The 19,336-nt window shown below is 59.5% G+C and carries 20 protein-coding genes and 2 pseudogenes; 13 read left to right on the top strand and 9 right to left on the bottom strand.

Going from position 1 to position 19,336, the window contains the following annotated elements; translation table 11 throughout:
* Positions 1–34: 34 nt before the first annotated feature.
* From J3P73_RS34240 to J3P73_RS34225, 4 genes are read left to right on the top strand one after another with little or no spacing between them, the layout of a single operon-like run.
* Entirely contained in the window at positions 35–856 is an 822-nt protein-coding gene (locus J3P73_RS34240; RefSeq protein WP_130769933.1) for an ATP-binding cassette domain-containing protein, read from the top strand.
* The gene (locus J3P73_RS34235; RefSeq protein WP_130769934.1) at positions 853–2,112 is read left to right on the top strand and encodes a sugar ABC transporter permease; all 1,260 of its coding nucleotides are present in this window, start codon (positions 853–855) and stop codon (positions 2,110–2,112) included. The genes J3P73_RS34240 and J3P73_RS34235 overlap by 4 nt, the downstream gene beginning before the upstream one ends.
* A gap of 26 nt (positions 2,113–2,138) precedes the next feature.
* Positions 2,139–2,867 carry an SDR family oxidoreductase gene (locus J3P73_RS34230; RefSeq protein ID WP_130687182.1) on the top strand — a complete coding sequence of 243 codons (729 nt, stop codon included), beginning with the start codon at positions 2,139–2,141 and terminating at the stop codon, positions 2,865–2,867.
* 55 nt (positions 2,868–2,922) lie between these two features.
* Positions 2,923–3,687 carry an SDR family NAD(P)-dependent oxidoreductase gene (locus J3P73_RS34225; RefSeq protein WP_207580131.1) on the top strand — a complete coding sequence of 255 codons (765 nt, stop codon included), beginning with the start codon at positions 2,923–2,925 and terminating at the stop codon, positions 3,685–3,687.
* A gap of 248 nt (positions 3,688–3,935) precedes the next feature.
* Here the strand turns inward: J3P73_RS34225 and J3P73_RS34220 are convergent, their stop codons facing one another.
* Together J3P73_RS34220 and J3P73_RS34215 are read right to left on the bottom strand one after the other, a co-directional pair.
* Positions 3,936–4,376: a VOC family protein gene (locus J3P73_RS34220; RefSeq protein ID WP_130769935.1), complete on the bottom strand. Its 441-nt coding sequence runs from the start codon at positions 4,374–4,376 to the stop codon at positions 3,936–3,938.
* A gap of 95 nt (positions 4,377–4,471) precedes the next feature.
* Positions 4,472–4,900: a Tautomerase enzyme gene (locus J3P73_RS34215; protein WP_130769936.1), complete on the bottom strand. Its 429-nt coding sequence runs from the start codon at positions 4,898–4,900 to the stop codon at positions 4,472–4,474.
* A 120-nt stretch (positions 4,901–5,020) separates the two neighbouring features.
* Here J3P73_RS34215 and J3P73_RS34210 point away from each other — a divergent pair, with 120 nt between their 5' ends.
* Positions 5,021–5,620: a TetR/AcrR family transcriptional regulator gene (locus J3P73_RS34210; protein WP_130714310.1), complete on the top strand. Its 600-nt coding sequence runs from the start codon at positions 5,021–5,023 to the stop codon at positions 5,618–5,620.
* A 74-nt stretch (positions 5,621–5,694) separates the two neighbouring features.
* Here the strand turns inward: J3P73_RS34210 and J3P73_RS38200 are convergent, their stop codons facing one another.
* On the bottom strand, positions 5,695–6,396 hold the full coding sequence (locus tag J3P73_RS38200; protein WP_483408187.1) for a DUF4153 domain-containing protein: 702 nt from the start codon (positions 6,394–6,396) through the stop codon (positions 5,695–5,697).
* Positions 6,397–6,510: 114 nt separating this feature from the next.
* On the opposite strand from J3P73_RS38200, the gene J3P73_RS34195 reads away from it, so the two are divergent.
* Positions 6,511–7,917, top strand: a complete 1,407-nt coding sequence (locus J3P73_RS34195) for an ATP-binding protein (protein ID WP_207580130.1) — start codon at positions 6,511–6,513, stop codon at positions 7,915–7,917.
* Positions 7,918–8,372: 455 nt separating this feature from the next.
* Here J3P73_RS34195 and J3P73_RS34190 read toward each other — a convergent pair whose 3' ends face one another.
* Entirely contained in the window at positions 8,373–9,665 is a 1,293-nt protein-coding gene (locus J3P73_RS34190) for a helix-turn-helix transcriptional regulator (protein WP_130770077.1), read from the bottom strand.
* A 278-nt stretch (positions 9,666–9,943) separates the two neighbouring features.
* On the opposite strand from J3P73_RS34190, the gene tkt reads away from it, so the two are divergent.
* Entirely contained in the window at positions 9,944–11,980 is a 2,037-nt protein-coding gene (tkt, locus tag J3P73_RS34185; protein WP_130689136.1) for a transketolase, read from the top strand.
* Positions 11,981–12,037: 57 nt separating this feature from the next.
* Here tkt and J3P73_RS34180 read toward each other — a convergent pair whose 3' ends face one another.
* Together J3P73_RS34180 and rapA2 are read right to left on the bottom strand one after the other, a co-directional pair.
* The gene (locus J3P73_RS34180; protein ID WP_130689135.1) at positions 12,038–12,226 is read right to left on the bottom strand and encodes a hypothetical protein; all 189 of its coding nucleotides are present in this window, start codon (positions 12,224–12,226) and stop codon (positions 12,038–12,040) included.
* A gap of 165 nt (positions 12,227–12,391) precedes the next feature.
* On the bottom strand, positions 12,392–13,105 hold the full coding sequence (rapA2, locus tag J3P73_RS34175; RefSeq protein WP_018070630.1) for a calcium-binding lectin RapA2: 714 nt from the start codon (positions 13,103–13,105) through the stop codon (positions 12,392–12,394).
* A 453-nt stretch (positions 13,106–13,558) separates the two neighbouring features.
* Here rapA2 and J3P73_RS34170 point away from each other — a divergent pair, with 453 nt between their 5' ends.
* The 5 genes and pseudogenes from J3P73_RS34170 (at position 13,559) to J3P73_RS34150 (ending at position 15,379) form a co-directional block, all read left to right on the top strand.
* Positions 13,559–13,711 carry a hypothetical protein gene (locus tag J3P73_RS34170; RefSeq protein ID WP_165419548.1) on the top strand — a complete coding sequence of 51 codons (153 nt, stop codon included), beginning with the start codon at positions 13,559–13,561 and terminating at the stop codon, positions 13,709–13,711.
* 37 nt (positions 13,712–13,748) lie between these two features.
* Positions 13,749–13,985, top strand: coding sequence for a 30S ribosomal protein S21 (gene rpsU / locus J3P73_RS34165; protein WP_018070632.1), 237 nt, complete (start codon positions 13,749–13,751; stop codon positions 13,983–13,985).
* Between the two features lie 60 nt (positions 13,986–14,045).
* Positions 14,046–14,240 carry a hypothetical protein gene (locus tag J3P73_RS34160; protein ID WP_075223806.1) on the top strand — a complete coding sequence of 65 codons (195 nt, stop codon included), beginning with the start codon at positions 14,046–14,048 and terminating at the stop codon, positions 14,238–14,240.
* 12 nt (positions 14,241–14,252) lie between these two features.
* Positions 14,253–14,833, top strand: a pseudogene (locus tag J3P73_RS34155) (alpha-ketoglutarate-dependent dioxygenase AlkB).
* Positions 14,834–14,899: 66 nt separating this feature from the next.
* Positions 14,900–15,379 carry a pyridoxamine 5'-phosphate oxidase family protein gene (locus J3P73_RS34150; protein ID WP_018070635.1) on the top strand — a complete coding sequence of 160 codons (480 nt, stop codon included), beginning with the start codon at positions 14,900–14,902 and terminating at the stop codon, positions 15,377–15,379.
* A 42-nt stretch (positions 15,380–15,421) separates the two neighbouring features.
* On the opposite strand, the gene J3P73_RS34145 is transcribed toward J3P73_RS34150, so the two are convergent.
* Positions 15,422–16,333 carry a LysR family transcriptional regulator gene (locus J3P73_RS34145; protein ID WP_130689134.1) on the bottom strand — a complete coding sequence of 304 codons (912 nt, stop codon included), beginning with the start codon at positions 16,331–16,333 and terminating at the stop codon, positions 15,422–15,424.
* A 120-nt stretch (positions 16,334–16,453) separates the two neighbouring features.
* Here J3P73_RS34145 and J3P73_RS34140 point away from each other — a divergent pair, with 120 nt between their 5' ends.
* Positions 16,454–17,329, top strand: a complete 876-nt coding sequence (locus tag J3P73_RS34140; RefSeq protein ID WP_018496340.1) for an aldo/keto reductase family oxidoreductase — start codon at positions 16,454–16,456, stop codon at positions 17,327–17,329.
* A 99-nt stretch (positions 17,330–17,428) separates the two neighbouring features.
* Here the strand turns inward: J3P73_RS34140 and ppk2 are convergent, their stop codons facing one another.
* Both ppk2 and J3P73_RS34130 read right to left on the bottom strand, forming a co-directional pair.
* On the bottom strand, positions 17,429–18,343 hold the full coding sequence (gene ppk2, locus J3P73_RS34135; protein WP_018070638.1) for a polyphosphate kinase 2: 915 nt from the start codon (positions 18,341–18,343) through the stop codon (positions 17,429–17,431).
* 100 nt (positions 18,344–18,443) lie between these two features.
* A pseudogene (locus J3P73_RS34130) lies at positions 18,444–19,278 on the bottom strand (helix-turn-helix domain-containing protein).
* Between the last annotated feature and the right edge of the window lie 58 nt (positions 19,279–19,336).

Here is a 19,336-nt window from a genome sequence, read left to right as displayed (position 1 = left end):
GCTTCCGATCTTCGCTTTTTCGAAAGGCCAGGCGATGTCTGAAACCTCTCATATTCCTGACCCTTCCCGTCAGCCTGTGCTCAGTCTGCGGGGAATATCGAAGAATTTCGGGGCGGTGTCGGCGCTCACCGATATCGAACTCGACGTGTATGCCGGTGAGGTCGTGGCGCTGGTGGGCGACAACGGCGCCGGCAAGTCGACGCTGGTCAAGATCCTGGCCGGCGTGCACCAGCCAAGCTCGGGCACGATCCTGTTCGAGGGCAGGCCAGTGAACCTGCCGAGCCCAAGTGCTGCTCTCGGGCTCGGCATTGCAACGGTGTTCCAGGATTTGGCACTGTGCGAAAATCTCGATGTCGTCGCCAATATCTTTCTCGGCAAGGAACTCAGCCCCTATCAGCTCGATGAGGTCACCATGGAGATCCGCGCCTGGCAGCTCCTGAACGAGCTTTCGGCCCGCATTCCAAGTGTGCGCGAGCCCGTCGCCTCGCTTTCCGGCGGACAGCGCCAGACAGTGGCGATCGCCCGATCGCTGCTGCTCGAGCCAAAACTGATCATGCTCGACGAACCCACGGCCGCACTCGGCGTTGCCCAGACCGCCGAGGTGCTTGACCTCATCGAGCGCGTGCGGGAGCGCGGCCTCGCTGTCATCATGATCAGCCACAACATGGAGGATGTGCGCGCCGTTGCCGATCGCATTGTCGTCCTTCGCCTCGGCCGCAACAATGGCACCATGCCGCCTGACGCATCCAACGAGCAGCTCGTCAGCGCCATCACCGGTGCATCCAACAATTCCGTCTCCCGCCGCGCGTCGCGCCGCCAGGCGCAGAGCCAGCAGAACGAGGAGGGCAGGCCATGATGAAAACCATCGAGAATGATCCGGCGGCACCGGCGCTGCTCGACCGGCGTGATGAGAGAGTGCACCATGACGACAGTTTCGGCGGCTCGATCCAGGCCTTTTGGGATCGCATCCGCTCGGGCGATCTCGGTTCACTGCCGGTCATTGTCGGCCTGGCGATCATCTGGACGGTGTTCCAGGCGCTCAATCCGGTGTTTCTCTCCAGCAGCAACCTGGTCAACATGCTGTTCGATTGCTCGACAGTCGGCGTCATCTCGCTGGGTATCGTCTGCATCCTGATGGTGGGTGAGATCGACCTTTCCGTCGGTTCCGTCAGCGGCTTTGCCTCGGCACTGGTCGGCGTCTTCTGGGTCAACCAGGGTTGGCCAGTGGTCCTGGCAGTCCTCGCCGCCATGATTGTCGGCGCCCTGATCGGCTCGCTCTACGCGTTTGTCTTCAACCGCTTCGGCATGCCGAGTTTCGTGTCCACCCTGTCCGGGCTGCTCGCGGTTCTCGGCCTGCAGCTCTATATCCTCGGAGCGACCGGTTCGATCAATCTTCCCTATGGTTCCTGGCTGGTGAGTTTCGGCCAGATCATGGTCATGCCGGACCCAATCGCCTATCTGCTGGTGGCGCTAGCCGGCATTGCGTTCTTCTTCGCCAGCTACCGTACGTCGGCGCGCCGGCGGGCGGCCGGCCTGTCGGCGAAATCGGCCCGCGGTCTGCTTCTGCGCGCCATCATCATCACACTCGCCCTTGAAGCTGTCGCTTTCTATCTCAACCAGTCACGCGGCATTCCGTGGATGTTCGGCCTTTTCGTCGGGCTCACCGCCGCCATGAATTATGCGCTGACGCGCACCAAATGGGGACGCTCCATGCATGCCGTCGGCGGCAACAGGGAAGCAGCGCGCCGTTCGGGCATCAACGTCTCGCACATCTATACGAGCGCCTTCGTCATGTGCGCTCTGCTTGCGGCAACCGGCGGCGTTCTCTCCGCCGCCCGGCTGGCAACGGCAAGTCAGCAAGCCGGCACCGGCGACGTCAATCTCAACGCCATCGCCGCGGCGGTCATCGGCGGCACGAGCCTGTTCGGCGGGCGAGGCAGTGCCTATTCAGCCCTTCTCGGCATCATCGTCATTCAGTCCATTGCCAGTGGGTTGACGCTTCTCGATCTGTCATCGTCGCTTCGATACATGATCACCGGCGCCGTCCTTGCCGTCGCCGTCATCGTCGACTCGCTGGCACGCCGATCGCGGATCTCCCACGGCCGAGCCTAAAGCAACTGAGAAAACAGAGGAAGAAAATGGGACAGGATCTGTCTGGAAAAGTCGCGGCCGTCACCGGAGCGGCGTCGGGTATCGGCCTTGAATGTGCCAAGGTTATGCTTGTCGCAGGCGCTCGGGTCGTGCTGGTCGATCGAAATGAAGACGCCTTGAAGGAAATCTGCTCGAAACTCGACGCCAACGCCATTCCCTTGGTCACCGATCTCACGGATCCGAAAAGCGTCGCACGGATGATGCCTGAGATTCTGGAAAAAGCCGGCCAGCTGGATATCTTCCATGCCAATGCCGGCTCTTATATCGGCGGCGAAGTGCTGGGCGGAGATCCTGATGCCTGGGACCGGATGCTCAATCTGAACATCAATGCCGCCTTCCGCTCGGTGCATGCCGTTCTGCCGCATATGGTCGAGCGCAAGACCGGCGATATCATCCTGACGAGTTCCGTTGCCGGCATGATCCCTGTCGTCTGGGAGCCGATCTACACCGCCTCGAAACATGCGGTCCAGGCATTCGTCCATACGCTGAGGCGGCAGGTGGCCAAGCATGGATTGCGCGTCGGCGCCGTCGCTCCTGGCCCCGTGGTCACCGCCCTTCTCAGCGACTGGCCGCAGGAGAAGCTGGATGAGGCGCTCGCCGCGGGCGGCCTGATGGAGGCGAACGAAGTGGCCGAAGCGGTCCTCTTCATGCTGACGCGCCCACGCAACATCACGATCCGCGATCTTGTCATTCTGCCGCAAAGCGCCGACATCTGACGAAAGTGCGATCGCCTTCAACACTCGCGGAACGCCTACTCAAGAGGAAACGGCCATGATCTTCGACAGATTTCGCCTGAACGGACAGGTGGCACTGGTGACCGGCGGCACGCGCGGCATCGGGCTTGCCATCGCCGAGGCGCTCGGCGAGGCGGGCGCCAAAGTGATCATCACGGGCCGAACCCGCAATGCAGCGGCGGAAGACCGGCTCTCCAAGGCCGGCGTCGATTGCGATTTCGTTGCCGCCGACCTGATGAAGGAAAGTGCTGCCGACGAACTCGTCACTGATACCCTCTCACGGGCGGGGCGGCTCGACATCCTCGTCAACAATGCCGGTATCGCCATTCATGGCGACAGCGGCGAGTTCTCCGATGCCATCTGGCGCGAGATCATGACCGTCAATGTCGACGCCGTCTTCCGCGCCTGCCGCGCCGCACTGGCACCCATGCGGCGCCAGGGCGGCGGCGTCATTCTCAATATCGGCTCGATGTCGGGCATCGTGTCCAACATTCCGCAGAACCAGGTCGCCTATAACACTTCCAAGGCGGCGGTCCACATGATGACGAAGAGCCTCGCCAGCGAGGTTGCCGCTGAAAACATCCGCGTCAACGCCATCGCCCCCGGCTATATCGAGACCGATCTGTCGCGCGGCGGCATCGACAATCCCGACTGGTTCCCGACCTGGCGCAGCATGACCCCGATGGGACGCGTCGGGCAGCCGGAGGAGGTGGCGGGTGCCGCATTGTTCCTCTGTTCGGCAGCGGCAAGTTATGTCACCGGCGAAGTGCTGGTTATCGACGGCGGTTATACGACGCGCTGAAACGCGAAGACGGGATTTGGGGGGAGGGTGGCTCGCAGCCGCTTGGTTGGGGGCGAGTTTCCCCTCTGCCATTTCCCGATTGTCCTCTGCTCGCGATGTTCTGAATGATTGCGACCAGGCGCCGACTTTCGCACGTATCGGTGCGATTATCGTCTCGCACTTGTGTGTAGACAGCACATGGTCACGCTAGAACAGGATGATTTTAGGCGGGTCGGCCTAAAATCTGAATCCTGTTCTAAATTAAAGAGTTAGAGCATGATGCCGTCCAAAAACCGCTCACACTTTTCGGCATCATGCTCTAGGCAATCGAGCATCCACTGGACGCCAAAGCGATCCGTGAGCTTGCCATAATAGCTTCCCCATGGCTGGACGGCGAGTGGCGTCGTGATCTTGCCGCCCTCAGCCAGCCGTGCGAAGAGGCTGTCGGTACTGTCGCGGTCGTCCATGATCAGCATGTGGGCGGAGCCTCGCATCGGCTCGGCATCATGATTGTCCGAAGCGAAGAAAAGAATACCAGGTCCTTCGAAACAAGCGTGCATCACCTTGCCCCGCGTGGCGTCGGTGGCAACGGGCATCCCGTCTGCGCCGTGACGCTTCAATTGCGTGATCTGGCCAAGCCCGCATTCGGTGTAGAAAGCAAGCGCCTCTTCGCAACCGGTGGAAAAGAACAGATAGTTGGCAAGCTGCATGGCTTGGCTCCGTCAAGTCGCCGGACCACGACGTCTTTGTGTCGCCGGCCCGGCGTTGCATCAAGTCTGAGATTTCCGAGCGTACGCCGCGATCGTTACGAGGCGGCAACCGCACGCTGGATGGCGCCGACGAGATCGGCATTGTTATAGCTGCGGCCGGCGATACCCCAGGCCCCTTCAGGCGCGTAGACGATGTTCGACCATATATGTTCGCGCTTGAGCCGGCCTTCGGCGGCCTGTTCGATCACATCGGCCGCTTGTTCGAAGAAGGACTGTTTTGCTTCAGCGCTCACCAGCGCCATCTCGGGCAGCTTGAGCTCGACGAAGGCTGCAGCGATCGGCTCTCCCGCAGCAAGCACATGCTCCCGCGGCAGCACGTTGATCGTACCGATAATATTGGCGGTCATGAAGTCATTGCCGGTCAAGCCGGCGGCGTCGAGCACTGCCTCCGTCAATCCGGCAAAGGCTTGGGCCTGAGCCCGCTGCGAAAGCAGGCCTTCAGGCACGGTGAGTGTGATAGGCATCGTATATCTCCCTGTTTGAACCGTGACCGCTTCTGATATATACCGATCACTCTTTATGCATACACATCGATCACTCTCTTAGCAATACATAAAGAGCGATCACTCTTAAAAGGGACATATATGCGCTACAGTGCCGAACATAAGCAGGAGACCCGAACGCGCGTCATTGCCGCGGCTGGACGGGTTTTCAGACAGGAAGGCTATGGCGGCGCAGGCATCGATGCATTGACCAAGGCGGCCGGCGTGACCAACGGTGCCTTCTACGGACATTTCAAGTCCAAGGGCGAAGCCTTTCGCACCGCCGTGCTGGCGGGCCTCGAAGAGCTGCGGCAAGGAATTGCGGCGCTAAAGGCCAGTCAACCGAAAGACTGGCTGACGACATTCGTCGGTTACTATCTCGGCTATAAAAGAACCTGCGATCTGGGCGAGAGCTGCGCTCTGCCGAGCCTTTCCCCCGACGTCATGCGCGCAGACGATGAAACACGAAGCGCCTATACGGCAGAACTCAAACGTCTCATCGAGGAAGTTGCGGTCGGCTTGCCGGAGGGTGAGATACCGGGTCAATCCAAAAGGCGCCGGGAAGATCAGGCGATCTTGCTGCTCGCCATGCTCAGTGGCGGTGTGACCCTCGCCCGCGCTGCTTCCGACCCGGCGTTGTCCAAACGCATTGCAGATGTCATCGCGCAGGCTGCATTGACGGCGATAGAGCCTGGAAACTGATCCACTCGCTTGAAGACATTGCCTACCTCAGGGGATCGTCTTTCGGCGCAGTGCTCCCATCAGTCTCTGGAACGTCAGCTCGGTCCCAGGATGGTGATTTCGAACTCGGCACCGGCGCCGGTCGTCGGCAGCAGGCGGATCGTACCGCCATGGGAGCTCAGCATGGCGCGGACGATACCGAGGCCCATGCCGGTACCGCCCTGCTCGCGGCGGGTTGAGAAGAACGGCTGAAAGATGCGTTGGCGATTTGCCTCGGAAATACCGGTGCCGTCGTCACGGACGAGAATGAAACCGGCGGCAAGAAGCGCTGTCGCAATCAGCGGATAGGCGCCGCGATGAGCATATTCGGCATGGCTCATGTGATCGGGCAAATCCGCGCCGCCCCAGAGATAGACGAGATCGAGAAGCGTCTGCACGGCAAAGAGCGCATTGAAGAGAAGCGGCGAGCGCAACAGCGAGGCATGGCCGAGCGGTGAATTTTTGGTCGGCACGATCATGAACGCCCTGCCGGCTTGCCACCTTGCAAATCGACGCTTCAGGCGTGGCCGCAGCAAAGCCCAGACCACAGCGGCAATCATTATCCAGAAGCCGATCCGCCAGGGATCGAGGAATTCCAGCAGAACGTCAAAACGGATGCTGCGCAGCGTGACCTCGATAACGGGATTTGCCGCTGCAAAGAGGAGCAAGAACGCTGATGCGAGGATGAGCGCGCTCCGCCGGACTTCGGTGAGGGAGGAACGTTTCGCCGGTGTCGCAAGATAATGGTTAGGTAGCAACTGCCACCGTCAAATGCTACCTAATTGCGCTTATATATCAAGGATTACACTATTTACGATTACTATAATTTCAATTACTATAAGAGGAATTATGTTAATTGAAGGACGCTTCATATGAAGTTTCTAGGCAGGGGTCGTGAGCTGGCGCGGTTCAAAGAGGAGCTGGATGCCGCGCGTCCATCACTTGTCATTCTCTACGGTCGCCGGCGTGTCGGCAAAACCAGGTTTCTTCGCGAACTGGGCAAAAGCCGGAAGGAGATTTACTTCCAGGCCACACGCGTCTCCTCTCTTTTGAACCTCGAGCAGTTCAAGATCGAAGTCGCAAACGTTTTAGGTGCACTGCCAGTGCTTGAATCGTTGCCGAGCTGGGAAGGTGTCTTCTACTACATTGCCGAGCACACGCGGAACAATCCGGGCCTGCTGATCACCATCGACGAGTTTCCATATCTGCTTGACGGCGACTCGGCGCTGCCTTCGATCCTGCAGAAATTCTGGGATTCTGGCGCACCTGCGGATGGCGGTCTGAAGCTCATTCTCTGCGGGTCATCCATATCCCAGATGCAGGATCTGTTGGCGGAAAGGAATCCACTGTACGGACGACAGACACTGTCCTTGGATATGAAACAGCTCCCCCTCACGGATGTGGCGCGCTTTTTCCCGAAATACGACGCCGAAGCGATCATCAGCACTTACGCCATATTCGGGGGAATACCGCATTATCTTCAACTCTGTAACCCGGACGTTCCGTTGAAGGACAACGTGGTCAAGTTGCTGCTGACCGAGACTGGAACTCTTGTCGACGAGCCGAACACGCTTCTCCAGACTGAACTTCACGAGCCTGGCTTCTACTCCAGCGTCCTCGCGGCGATCGCCGACGGTTGCAACACGACATCGGAGATCGCGAGCCGACTGGGCGTGAAGGTAGAGAAAATTACATCGTACGCCGCGAAGCTGGTGGCGCTCCACCTGATATCGAATACGAAGTCGTTGGATGTGGATGAGAAGGTGAGAAATCGTAGGTTTCGGCTCGACGACAGCCTGATCTCATTCTGGCATCGGTTTGTACGGCCCAGCCTGACCGCGATCAGCGGTGGCTTTGGGGAGGAGGTATACAGGCACGTGGTAGCGCCGGGCTTCTCGGAATACATGGGTATTGCCTTCGAAGCTATCGCGCTCGAGTACGCCAGGATCCATATCCAGGAAAAACTCGGCCTTCCTGCAAACGAACTGGGCCAGATATGGGGACATTCGGACTTCGATATCGATGTTGCGGGAAGACTCCTGAATGGCGAATATTTCTACGGCGAGTGCAAATGGACAAACGCCGATATAGACATGGGGCATCTAAGACAGCTACGTGAAAGATCCGAGAGAACGAGATACGGCAGAGGAACGGCCGGAAAGCATTTCTTACTCTTCAGCAAGGCTGGATTTTCGACCGACCTAATCGATTTCGCAAAAGATGAAACACGGCGGGTTCACCTACTGACGCCTAACGATCTCGTTAGACCTAACCAGTAAGCCTGCCTGTTGGGGGTGGCGATGCCTACGGTAGGCCGACGTATCGGACACCCCCAATTTCCCAAAGACGCTGCATATTTCCCGACATCCTCGGCAAGCCGCAAGGGAATGACGAGCGCGAAACGGGAAAACGCTAAAGGCAGGCCGGTGAGGCTGCGAGGCATGAGCTTGCCGCTGACGAGAGCCACCGACATCAGGGCTGTGAGGACCGAGACCTCCTCGGAAGGAGCCCTCTGCGGCCGGCACGTCTCTGTCAGCCACCATCCGTCGGAGGCGGTCCGGCACAGCGGACGGTGTAATGCGGGGCGGAATGTCGTTCTTGCTCATGGCATAGGGATGCCCGACCGGATTGCAGATTTTGTGCAGGGAGTGAGGAGCAATTCAGGAAAATTGCCCGGCTGCGGGATCATCGAGAAATTCGACAGATCATATCGAGTGCGAAGATAGCCGGTAGTTTACGGCGCTCGCGGCGAGCTTCTCCCGTGCGAGCCTGTCGGCGTCCGCGCTCTTTTTTCGGCAATCGGGATCGAGGCAATCAGCCTGGCGAGCGCTGCCTGAGATCGCACGCCGGCCTTGCCGAAGCATCGGCCGGCATGTGTCTTCACCGTGTTGGAGGAAATCCCGAGAGCGAGGGCAATCTCAGGCAGGTTCATTCCGCTGCCGATCAGTGCGGCGACCCGGGTTTCAGCGTCGGTCAGGCCGAAGATGTGTTGCAGTTGTTGCGCTTGCCGCCGCGTCTTTGCTTCCGGATCGACGATATGAATGAGGACGCGTGCTCCGCTGTCGGTCGCATCCCACGTGGAAATCGCCGTGGGCGCAAGCGGCGTGATCATCATCAGATAGGGCGGCAAGCCCGATGGCCGGGAGATCGCCAATGCGCCTTCGAAAGGCGTGTCTTCGCCATGGGCTATCAGCAAAGCCTGGCGGATGGCGTTTGCCAGGCGCGTCGCCGTTTCGGAAATATGGGCGCCAAGCGCGGGTCTCTCCGACCGGCTGAGGAAAATGCCGTCGGCCTGCCTGAGCAGCGTCTCGGCTGCCGCATTCAGGAGGAGGACTGCGCCCCGCCCGTCGATCAGCACGGCGGCATCCGGTATCGCATCGATCAATCGTTGCGGCAGTTCGGGCGCACGATTGATCTTGTTAATCTGAAAGGAAAGGTCGATGGCGCGTGCCATATGCGGGCTCAGCAGCTTCAGGCGTGCCGCCGCCTCGGCGGCGTGCTCGTCCTGTTGACGAGACAGAAACAGCGCCACTCCGCCAATGCCTCCGCGCTCGTGCAAGCTGGCATGCGGCAGGAAGAGTTGATTGAAGATGTTCTGCGGCTCGCAGATATCGGCATAAAATGCGGAATGCCGCACGGCCTCCGCATCGATCAGGCTGTTGCCGATCGCAATCTCGCCCGGTCTTACCTTCTCGAATGCGCGGGCATAGGGGTTGCCCGTGTAATTCTGAAGATAGAGCGTATTCAAGTCTTCACGCATGCGACCGGGGATCAGAAAGCTGCCTCGGCCACCCGGCGCCTGATAGACAATATTTCCGGCGACGGCGCCGACATAATCGACGATCGAGCACAGGGTGTCCGGCCATTGCTCGGAATGGACTGCAGCCTGATAGACAGCATCAATGATGTCGACATGATCCATATCAGCGCCTCTCGTTTTCACGACGATGGTTTCGCCAATTGCGACGAATGCTTTATTTCGATCACTGCATAAATGTCTAAGGGGAGGCGAGGCAGCGAGCGTCACCCGATCAGGTGACGTCGTGGCGCGCTCCGCCCTGCACTGTAAGGGTTTTTTCAACCAGACGCACTCCCTTGGCAGAACAGGATAATGGCAGCGCCGCGTGATCAGGTCCCGGAAAGCGGTCCTTCCTGGCGCGGATGCTATCCACAACTGAAAACTCCGCACTAGGTTAACTGGACCCGTCAAATTCGCCGTGGCGAGCTCTCACGATCACGGTGAACGAGATAGCGAGGCAGACGGTCTCTGCCTTCATAATCCAGGTACTCCAAGGAGTTTCTCCAATGCCGGACATCTCACAAGCTCCGAAGACATTCCCAGCTCCCAAGGATCAGCGCCTCCGGGATCTCGCCGACTGCATCCGTTTCCTCTCCATGGATGCGGTTCAACAGGCAAAGAGCGGTCATCCCGGCATGCCGATGGGCATGGCCGACATCGCAGCGGTGCTTTTTTCCGAGTTTCTGAAATTCGATGCCGCCGATCCCTATTGGTTCGATCGCGACCGCTTCGTCATTTCCAACGGTCACGGCTCAATGCTGCTCTATAGCCTGCTCTATCTGACGGGCTACAAGGACATGACCATCGAAGAGATCAAACGCTTCCGCCAGATCGACAGTCGCACGGCGGGTCACCCCGAATATCGCCACGCCACCGGCATCGAAACGACCACCGGTCCGCTGGGGCAGGGGATTGCAAATTCTGTCGGTCTCGCACTCGGCGAGCGGATCATGAATGCCTCGTTTGGCGACAATCTGGTCAATCACCACACCTATGTCTTCCTGGGTGACGGCTGCCTGATGGAAGGCATCAGCCACGAGGCGATATCGCTTGCCGGACATCTGAAGCTCGGCAAGCTCATCGCCTTCTGGGACGACAACTCGATCTCGATCGACGGTGCGACCAGCCTTGCTGAATCCGATGACCATCCGGCGCGTTTCCGCGCGGCGAACTGGCATGTCCAGCAAATCGACGGTCACGATACCGATGCGATCCGCGCCGCAATCATCGAAGCGCAGAAGGTGACGGATCGGCCGTCGATGATTGCCTGCAAAACCATCATCGGCTTCGGTTTCCCGACCAGGGCGGGAACGCAGAAGGCCCATAGCGACGCGCCTGGTGAAGACGAGATCGCCGGGGCCCGCAAGATCCTCGGCTGGACATCGCCTCCCTTCGAAATACCGGAAGCGCTTCTCAACGACTGGCGAAAGATCGGCGCGAAAGGCGGGCCGGCGCGGATGGCATGGGCGGTCCGTGTCCAGACCGCTTCGCCGGACAAGCGAGACGATTTTGAGCGGCGTATGAACGGAGAACTGCCGTCCGGTTGGCGCGCTGCCATTGCTGCGGCAAAGCAGGAACTTTCAGGTTCCGAAAAGGATCTCGCCACCCGTCAGGCGAGCGGCATCGTGCTCAACCATCTCTTCGATGCGGTGCCCGAGCTTCTTGGCGGCTCGGCGGATCTGACGCCTTCAAACAACACCAAGGCCAAGAACCAGGTCGAGATCAAGCCCGGGGAATATGGCGGATCCTATCTCCACTATGGTGTCCGCGAGCATGGCATGGCGGCCACGATGAACGGTTTGGCGCTGCATGGAGGGCTTATTCCCTATGGCGGCACGTTCCTGACATTTTCCGACTATTGCCGCCCGGCGATCCGGCTCGCGGCGATCATGGAGGTGCGTTCGATCTTCGTGATGACACATGACTCGATCGGATTGGGCGAGGACGGGCCGACACATCAGCCGATCGAACATCTGAGCGCATTGCGCGCCATTCCCCGACTCGCTGTCTATCGCCCAGGCGATCCGATCGAAACGGCCGAGTGCTGGGAGGCGATCATGGATGCGCCGCGGCAGGCAGCACTGATTGCTCTGTCCCGCCAGCCAATGCCGCTTTTACGCCGCGACCCGTCCGACGAGAACCGCTCGGCAAGGGGAGCCTACGTTCTCCAGGAAGCTGAAGGCGGCGAGCGGCAACTGACGATCCTTGCCTCCGGCTCGGAACTGCATCTGGCGGTCGAAGCCCGCTCGGTGCTGCAGGACGAGGGTATTCGCACCGCCGTTGTTTCGATGCCGTGCAGGCTGCTGTTCGAGAAGCAGGATGCCGCCTACAAGAAATCGGTGCTGGGCGGCAGCCGAGCCAGGGTCGCCGTCGAAGCAGCCGTGCAGGATTCCTGGGACCGCTATCTCGGCTTGGACGGCGTATTCGTCGGCATGCATGAATTCGGAGCATCCGGCAAAATCGATGACGTTTACAAGAAGTTCGATATCACCACAGACGCAGTGATACGTGCCGGACGTGAGGTGGCCGGAAAGCAGGCCTAGCGTCGCGAGTCGGAGCCCATAGGCGGTCCCCAAGCAGGCGACCAGGTCGAGCGCCCCTTATCTAAATCTTGGGGCGCGCTTGGCATTGTGGATCAGCTCGGAGGCAGTCGCGAACGGCCCGAAAAGTCTGAGCAGCAGCGCTTGTTCCTCGGTACCTATGCGGTGACGCGCGCAAAACTCGGTCACGGACCAGACTTTCGTCAGATCGTCTGTTTCCATTTGCCTGGGTTCGATGTGTTCGGTCAACGGCGTGTCCTCCGAACAACGAGACTACGCCGCCCCGGCATTTATAAGAACTAGCTAAAAAGTATTATGCCGCTTTGCAGACCGGCTGAATATGACAAGCCGATATATGAAAACGCCCGCCGATTGCGCGGCGGGCGGTGTCTCTCACTGATTTCTCGCAAGTGATCAAACGAGATGAGCGTCGGTGCCCGTGATGTTGAGCGTCAGAACGCCAACATCCGTGTGGCCTTCGCCATCGGAGATCTTGTAGTACTGGACGGTTTCCGTGACGTTCTGACCGGCAGTCAGGTCTTCCGTCAGCGTGTAGGTGAATTCGCCATTCGGCTTGACGTGGAAGATGCCATGGTCGCCGACGATGTCGGTAACAGCGTCGACGCCGCTCTTGGCGCTGACGTTCGTGCCGTCGAACTGACGAAGGAAGAGCTTGCCGTTGTCGCCGGCAATGTCGTTGTCCAGAACGTTACCGCCGATGGCGCTACCTTCGTTGAAGCTGTAGTGGTCGTCGACAGCAATCGGCTTTACCTGGGTTACGCCCTGGATGTTCAGGGTGAACAGACCGACATCGGTATGACCGCTGCCGTCGGAAATCTTGTAGGAAACCTTCTCCTGGTAGGATTCGCCGTTGGCGAAGCCGATCTTGGCAGCGTCGCTCAGGACATAGGTGTAGCTGCCATCGGGCTTGACGAAGAAGGTGCCGTAGTCGCCCTGGATCTCGGTGACCTGGCTGTTGCCAGCCTTGGCGCCAACGCTTGCGCCATCAAAGGCGCGCAGGAACAGGTGGCCGTTGTCGGATGAATCGTTGGAAAGCAGATTTCCGGAAATAACGTCAGTTTCTTTAAATGTTGCACTATCATCAGTTGCATGAATTGGCGAAGCCATTGCACTCTCCTCAAATTGTTTATTGGCGGGTCAATTTCGACCTCAGCGAGCGGCTCCTTTAACAACCTATTAATACTACAAGTCAATGGTCTATTTAACAGAAGGTTAATTTCGATGCCGATCTCCCCGTTGCTTCCATTCCGGCGGAATAATGTCACTTTCAAGCCAAATTGAAGAAAATTCGGCAGAAACTATACCCGGCTAACTTGAATAAAATGGTGCAGAGTATATCTGAAGGCGATTGGCGATGCCCGCGTCATGCCATCCGGGCTGTCCGTTGCAATTGTGCCCGCCGATACCTATGTTGCTCGAATACCAGATCAGGCGGAAATCTGAGCCATTGCTGGCTCATGATTGAAACGCTTGTGTATCCGTGCGCGCCATTGTGGCTGCGTGACGGGCAATCCCACAAACAATCGATGATGCCGGCCGAGATCGGCAAAGGATTTCTTTTTGAACCACATAAATACAGCCACCGCGGTTGCGGCGGCGAAACCACGTGACGATGACGAGGCTGTCGGCCGCGTTGCTGGGAACTGGAAGCCGTTTCCCTGTCTTCTCACCCGCCGCGAATTGCGGGCTCTGATCGCCGAGCAGCTCGGCTGAGCGGCGATCGTCGCGCCACAAACAAGGAGAACTCGAAATGCAGGTACTCGTCAGAGACAATAATGTCGATCAAGCGCTCAGGGTCTTGAAAAAGAAAATGCAGCGCGAAGGACTGTTCCGTGAAATGAAGGAGCGGCGCGCCTATGAGAAGCCGTCCGAACGGCGCGTCAGGGAAAAGGCGCAGGCGATCAGCCGTCAGCGCAAGGCTGCACGCAAGAAGATGCAACGTGAAGGCCTGCTTGCCGGCCCGAAGCGGGTCACCACTGCCCGCTAGCAACCATTCCCAACCGGATTTTCCGGACTTCAGTGGGCACATTCCCCGAAAGGACAGACAATGGACGAACTCAATAGCCTCACCGTTTCGGAAGAACGCCTCGAGGATTGCCGCGATGTCGTGGACCCGGATCTTCAGGATCTGATCCAAAGCGCGCTGACATCGGGCTTTTCCCGGGAGGAAATCCTCATCGCCGTCAGCGAACTGGTCGCCGAAGACTTCGCAATGGTCATGAAAACCCCAAGCGTCCATTGAGGCACGAGCGCAGTGAGCATCATCGTGCAGGAGGATCTCTTTCGTGCGGCGGACCGGACGCTCCCTGAGGGGTTCCGATATTCTGCTGAGATCGTTCGTCCGGATCTTCAGCGCATGGTTCTTGAGGCAATGCCGACCCTTGCCTTCAAAGCCTTCGACTTTCATGGCTTTGAGGGCAAGCGCAGGACGGTTTCCTTCGGCTGGAAATACGACTTCGACACCCAGCGCGTCAGAAGAGCCGATGCGATGCCGTCGGTGCTGCTTTCCATTCGCGAAGTGGTGGCGCGCTTCGCCGGCATCGAGCCCGATGCGCTCGTGCAGGCGCTGGTCACTGAGTATGGCCCGGGTGCGCTCCGATCGGCTGGCACAAGGACAAATTCGTCTTCGGCCGGGTCGTCGGTGTCTCCTTGCTCTCGTCTTGCACCTTCAGGCTCAGGCGGCGTGACGGTGCCAAATGGCAGCGGCGATCGCTCGTCCTTGAACCCGGCTCGGCCTATCTCATGGCTGGCGCTTCAAGAACGCTCTGGGAACATTCCATCCCGCCCGTCGACCGCCTGCGTTATTCGATCACCTTCAGGGAATTGGCTGAATAGACCGCCCATTGGGAACATCGGCCTCGGCAGATGGTTACTTCGTCTTTTGCACAGATGGAGATGACGATGGCAGAGCATGACGATGCGACGCGGGTATGGGAGTTGATCGACAAGATCGGGTTTTGCATGCTGACGACCCGTAACGGCGACGATCTCAAAGCCCGCCCGATGTCCGCCTATACCGCGCAGCTCGAGAATGCGATCTATTTTCTGACGGATGTCAGCAGTCACAAGGACGATGAGATCGCCCGCTGGCCAAACGTGTGTCTGGCCTTTGCCGACACCAAGGGACAGAAATATGTTTCCGTATCGGGGACGGCCGAGGTGCAGAACGACCGGGAGAAGATCAGGGAATTATGGGCGACGCCGGCAAAGGCGTGGTGGGACAGCCCCGACGATCCTTCCATCCGCATCCTCAAGATGACCCCGTCTTCGGCCGAATATTGGGACAGCCCGGGCACCATCATCAGCTATATCAAGATGGCCGCCGCCGCGGTCTCGAACAGCAAACCTGATATGGGCGACAATGCCGAGGTCAAGCTTTGACGCATGGAAGCGCTCAACGACGTTCCTTCTGGCCGCAAAACATCAAGCCTGATTGGCTGATGCCTTGACGAAATCGATGAATGCCCTCAGCGGCGCCGGCACCAGACGCCGTCCAGGATAATAGAGAAACGGCCCAGAGAAGCGCTGCCACCACGGTTGGAGGATGGGCTCGAGCGCGCCGCTGTCGATATGCGGGCGCAACCAGTCCTCGAAGAGGCAGACGATCCCTGTTCCCGATATCGCTGCATCGACGGCCAGGTCGGTCGCACCGCCGACCCGCACGATCAGCGGGCCCGTCGGATCGACCCGCACGATCTCGCCATCGCGCTCGAACTCCCACGGCGCCGTCATCGCACCGCTCGAAAAGCGACCCAGCAGACAGGCATGGCCGAGCAGCTCGCTCGGATGTTGCGGCCGGCCACGGCGATCGAGGTAATCGGGGGAGGCGGCAGTGGCAAAGCGCTGGACGCGTGGGCCGATCGGTATTGCGATCATATCCTGCTCCAGCCGCTCGTCATAGCGGATGCCGGCGTCGCAGCCGGCCGCGATCACGTCGACAAAGCTCTCGTCGGTGACCACCTCCAGCCGAATATCGGGATAGGCGGCGAGGAACGGTGGAACGATGGCAGGCAGCACCAGCCGCGCCGCGCTGACCGGCACATTGAGGCGCAACGCACCGGCCGGCCTGTCGCGAAAACCGTTGACGACGTCGAGGGCAGACTCCACCTCGCTCAAAGCAGGGCCGAGCCGCTCCAGCAAGCCCTTGCCCGCTTCGGTCGGGACGACGCTGCGTGTCGTCCGGTTGAGCAGCCTGACGCCGAGCTGGGCCTCCAGGCGACGCACCGCTTCACTGAGGAAGGAGGCGCTGCTGCCGCTTACGCGCGCGCCCTCGCGAAAACCCCCGGCACGCGCCACGGCAACGAAGGCATTGAGATCACCCAGATCTGCTTTCACTGTTCGCTACTCCGCACAGCCCGTGCGGATTGTAGCCAATTTTCACACGTGCCGACAATGCTTATCTTGGGCTTATCTCTTGGGCCTATCTTGGCGTCATCTCTTGAAAGGAATTAGACCATGTCCACTATCGATCAGTCCGGCGCGTTCAACCTCGGCGGCCGCAGCGTGAAGCGACTCGGCTATGGCGCCATGCAGCTTGCCGGGCCCGGCGTGTTTGGCCCGCCCAAAGATCATGGCGCGGCCTTGGCCGTGCTGCGAGAGGCGGTCGCGAGCGGCGTAAACCACATCGACACCAGCGACTTCTATGGCCCGCACGTCACCAACCAGATCATCCGTGAAGCGCTGCATCCCTATCGCGACGATCTCGTCATCGTCACCAAGATCGGCGCCCGGCGCGGCGCGGACGGATCGTGGATTCCGGCCTTCTCGCGGGAAGAGCTGACGGAGGCAGTACACGACAACCTCCGCAATCTCGGCCTCGATGTGCTTGATGTCGTTAATCTGAGGATCATGTTCGACGTGCACGGCCCGGCCGAAGGGTCGATCGAAGCGCCGCTGACGGTGCTGGCCGATCTTCAGCGGCAAGGCCTGGTACGTCACGTCGGGCTGAGCAACGTCACATCCAAGCAGATCACCGAGGGGCGTGGGATCACCGAGATCGTCTGCGTGCAGAACCAGTACAATCTGGCGCATCGGGCCGACGATGCCCTGATCGACGATCTCGCGCGCGACGGCATTGCCTATGTGCCATTCTTCCCGCTCGGCGGGTTCAGCCCGCTGCAGTCGTCCACCCTGTCCGATGTCGCCGCACGCCTCAATGCCACGCCTATGCAGGTAGCGCTCGCCTGGCTGCTGCGTCGCGCGGAAAACATCCTGCTGATCCCCGGCACTTCGTCCGTCGGCCATCTCAGGGAGAACCTCGCCGCCGCCGGGCTCGTGCTGCCGGATGACGCCGTCTCGGAATTGAACCGCATGGCTGATGTCGCCGCCTGAAGGTCGCCGGCGATCCAACGCTACGCCACGCTCTTCCGTGGCGTAGCGTAACAACCCCTAAATCGATTCCGATTTAGGGCCGCCGTTGCGGCTATGCTGTCAATAGCGCTCCGGCACGAGCATTTCAGGCGGAACCGGCGCCCTGTTGTAATCAGCGTGACGGATGCGGTCCGGCAACTGGATCTCAGGTTTCGGAACATCCTCGTAAGGGATCTGATCGAGAAGATGGGCAATGCAGTTCAAACGCGCGCGTTTCTTGTCTACAGCCTGTACCACCCACCAGGGTGCGTCCTCCGTGTGCGTCCGCGCCAGCATTTCTTCCTTGGCTTTGGTGTATTCCTCCCAATGGACACGGCTTTCCATATCCATCGGTGAGAGCTTCCATTGCTTCAGCGGATCGTGGATGCGCATCTTGAAGCGGAATTCCTGCTCCTCGTCGGTGATCGAAAACCAGTACTTGATCAGCACGATTCCGGAGCGGACGAGCATCCGTTCGAATTCAGGCACCGAGCGGAAGAACTCCTCGAGTTCTTCCTCGGTGCAGAATCCCATGACGCGCTCGACACCGGCGCGATTGTACCAGCTTCGGTCAAAGAGCACCATTTCGCCGGCGGTCGGAAGGTGCGGGACATAACGCTGGAAATACCATTGATGACGTTCCCGCTCGGTGGGCGCGGGCAGCGCGACCGTCCGGCAAACGCGCGGATTGAGCCGCTGGGTCACGCGCTTGATCGCGCCACCCTTGCCGGCCGAATCCCGGCCTTCGAACAGCACCACCACCTTCAGCTTCTTATGCTGAACCCAATCCTGCAACCGCACCAGTTCATGCTGCAGCCGGAACAGCTCCCGGAAGTAGATCTTTCGTTCGATCGTCTGCTCCGCCGGTTCCGACATTCCTTCGGCGACCAGATCGTCCAGCCGGTCTTCCTCCATCTGCATTTCCAGCTCTTCATCGAAGCTGTCGGCGATTTCGGCCTTAATACGGCTGAGCTGGTCCTGAGGTGTTTGAGTCATGGCCTTTTCCTTCCTGCTTATTTCGACAGGAGCATGTCACTGCGAAGTTTGTGTGACGGTTCGGCTAACCCAAAGCCGGAACAGCCCCGTCGATCCGGGATTAACGCATGCCGGCCTGGTTCATCAGCTTGGCGTATTCCACCTCGGTGGCATCATCCAACGGGAACATGCACTCGATCCTCAGTTCCTGGGTCGTTATCGTCTGTGCGGTGCCAACCGTGGTCACCAGCGAGAAGAAACTCAGAACCTGCCCGTCCTTGATGAACGACAATGGAATGACCGGTGTGCTGTCTGCTGTCGTCGAGACCTTCCAGGCACTGTCCACATCCGGATAGGCGAGGAGCGCATCGATCAGCGCCTTGGTGCGCTTATCGATGACGCGGCCCACGGACTCCCTGAACACCCGCGCCATCAGGCTCTTTGCCGTTTCCTCCCAATTCGCAATGCAGGGCCGCAAGCCGGCCGGATCGAATATCAGGTGCAGCAGACTGCGCGGTTTTTTCCCGTGCCGCCATGTCGATGAAGCTATTGAAGAAGCGCTGCGTCGCGTCGTTCGTCATCACCACGTTCCAATAGCGATCCATGACAACTGCCGGAAACGGTTCATGCTGAACAAGCATGCGCCTTAACGCATCCGTGACGCCTTTCATTTCCACATCGTCGATACCGCCTTCGGCGTAAATCGGGGCATAGCCGGCGGCAAGCAGCAGCGTATTGCGCTCCCGGAACGGCACATCAAGGGCATCGGCCAGATGCAGCAGATTGTGGCGGCCGGGCGTGCTTCGGCCACTCTCGATGAAGCTGATCTGACGCTGCGATATGCCGGTGTCGAGTGAGAGATCCAGCTGGCTCTTGCCCCGCGTGTCGCGCCAGGCGCGCAACTGGATGCCAAGCTCGTTCAGTATTGCGCCTGAATGGCCGTGCGTCGAGCTCATCTTTTTAGCGATCTCCATGTGTGCGGCTGATGGCCGGCGGGGGCGATAACGCTCCCGC

The sequence above is a fragment of the Rhizobium ruizarguesonis genome (assembly GCF_017357285.1).
Classification (GTDB): Bacteria; Pseudomonadota; Alphaproteobacteria; order Rhizobiales; family Rhizobiaceae; genus Rhizobium; species Rhizobium ruizarguesonis.
Note: the sequence above shows the minus strand (reverse complement) of the source record. Positions and strands in the feature narration are given on the sequence as shown.

Bases quoted from the DNA above. Each gene is read 5' to 3' on its own strand.
- J3P73_RS34225 (WP_207580131.1), top strand. From the start codon at position 2,923: ATGATCTTCGACAGATTTCGCCTGAACGGACAGGTGGCACTGGTGACC.
- J3P73_RS34150 (WP_018070635.1), top strand. From the start codon at position 14,900: ATGGCAGAGCATGACGATGCGACGCGGGTATGGGAGTTGATCGACAAG.
- ppk2 (WP_018070638.1), bottom strand. From the start codon at position 18,343: ATGACTCAAACACCTCAGGACCAGCTCAGCCGTATTAAGGCCGAAATC.
- J3P73_RS34210 (WP_130714310.1), top strand. From the start codon at position 5,021: ATGCGCTACAGTGCCGAACATAAGCAGGAGACCCGAACGCGCGTCATT.
- J3P73_RS34215 (WP_130769936.1), bottom strand. From the start codon at position 4,900: ATGCCTATCACACTCACCGTGCCTGAAGGCCTGCTTTCGCAGCGGGCT.
- J3P73_RS34235 (WP_130769934.1), top strand. From the start codon at position 853: ATGATGAAAACCATCGAGAATGATCCGGCGGCACCGGCGCTGCTCGAC.
- J3P73_RS34160 (WP_075223806.1), top strand. From the start codon at position 14,046: ATGGACGAACTCAATAGCCTCACCGTTTCGGAAGAACGCCTCGAGGAT.
- rapA2 (WP_018070630.1), bottom strand. From the start codon at position 13,105: ATGGCTTCGCCAATTCATGCAACTGATGATAGTGCAACATTTAAAGAA.
- J3P73_RS34220 (WP_130769935.1), bottom strand. From the start codon at position 4,376: ATGCAGCTTGCCAACTATCTGTTCTTTTCCACCGGTTGCGAAGAGGCG.
- rpsU (WP_018070632.1), top strand. From the start codon at position 13,749: ATGCAGGTACTCGTCAGAGACAATAATGTCGATCAAGCGCTCAGGGTC.
- tkt (WP_130689136.1), top strand. From the start codon at position 9,944: ATGCCGGACATCTCACAAGCTCCGAAGACATTCCCAGCTCCCAAGGAT.
- J3P73_RS34140 (WP_018496340.1), top strand. From the start codon at position 16,454: ATGTCCACTATCGATCAGTCCGGCGCGTTCAACCTCGGCGGCCGCAGC.
- J3P73_RS34240 (WP_130769933.1), top strand. From the start codon at position 35: ATGTCTGAAACCTCTCATATTCCTGACCCTTCCCGTCAGCCTGTGCTC.
- J3P73_RS34195 (WP_207580130.1), top strand. From the start codon at position 6,511: ATGAAGTTTCTAGGCAGGGGTCGTGAGCTGGCGCGGTTCAAAGAGGAG.
- J3P73_RS34230 (WP_130687182.1), top strand. From the start codon at position 2,139: ATGGGACAGGATCTGTCTGGAAAAGTCGCGGCCGTCACCGGAGCGGCG.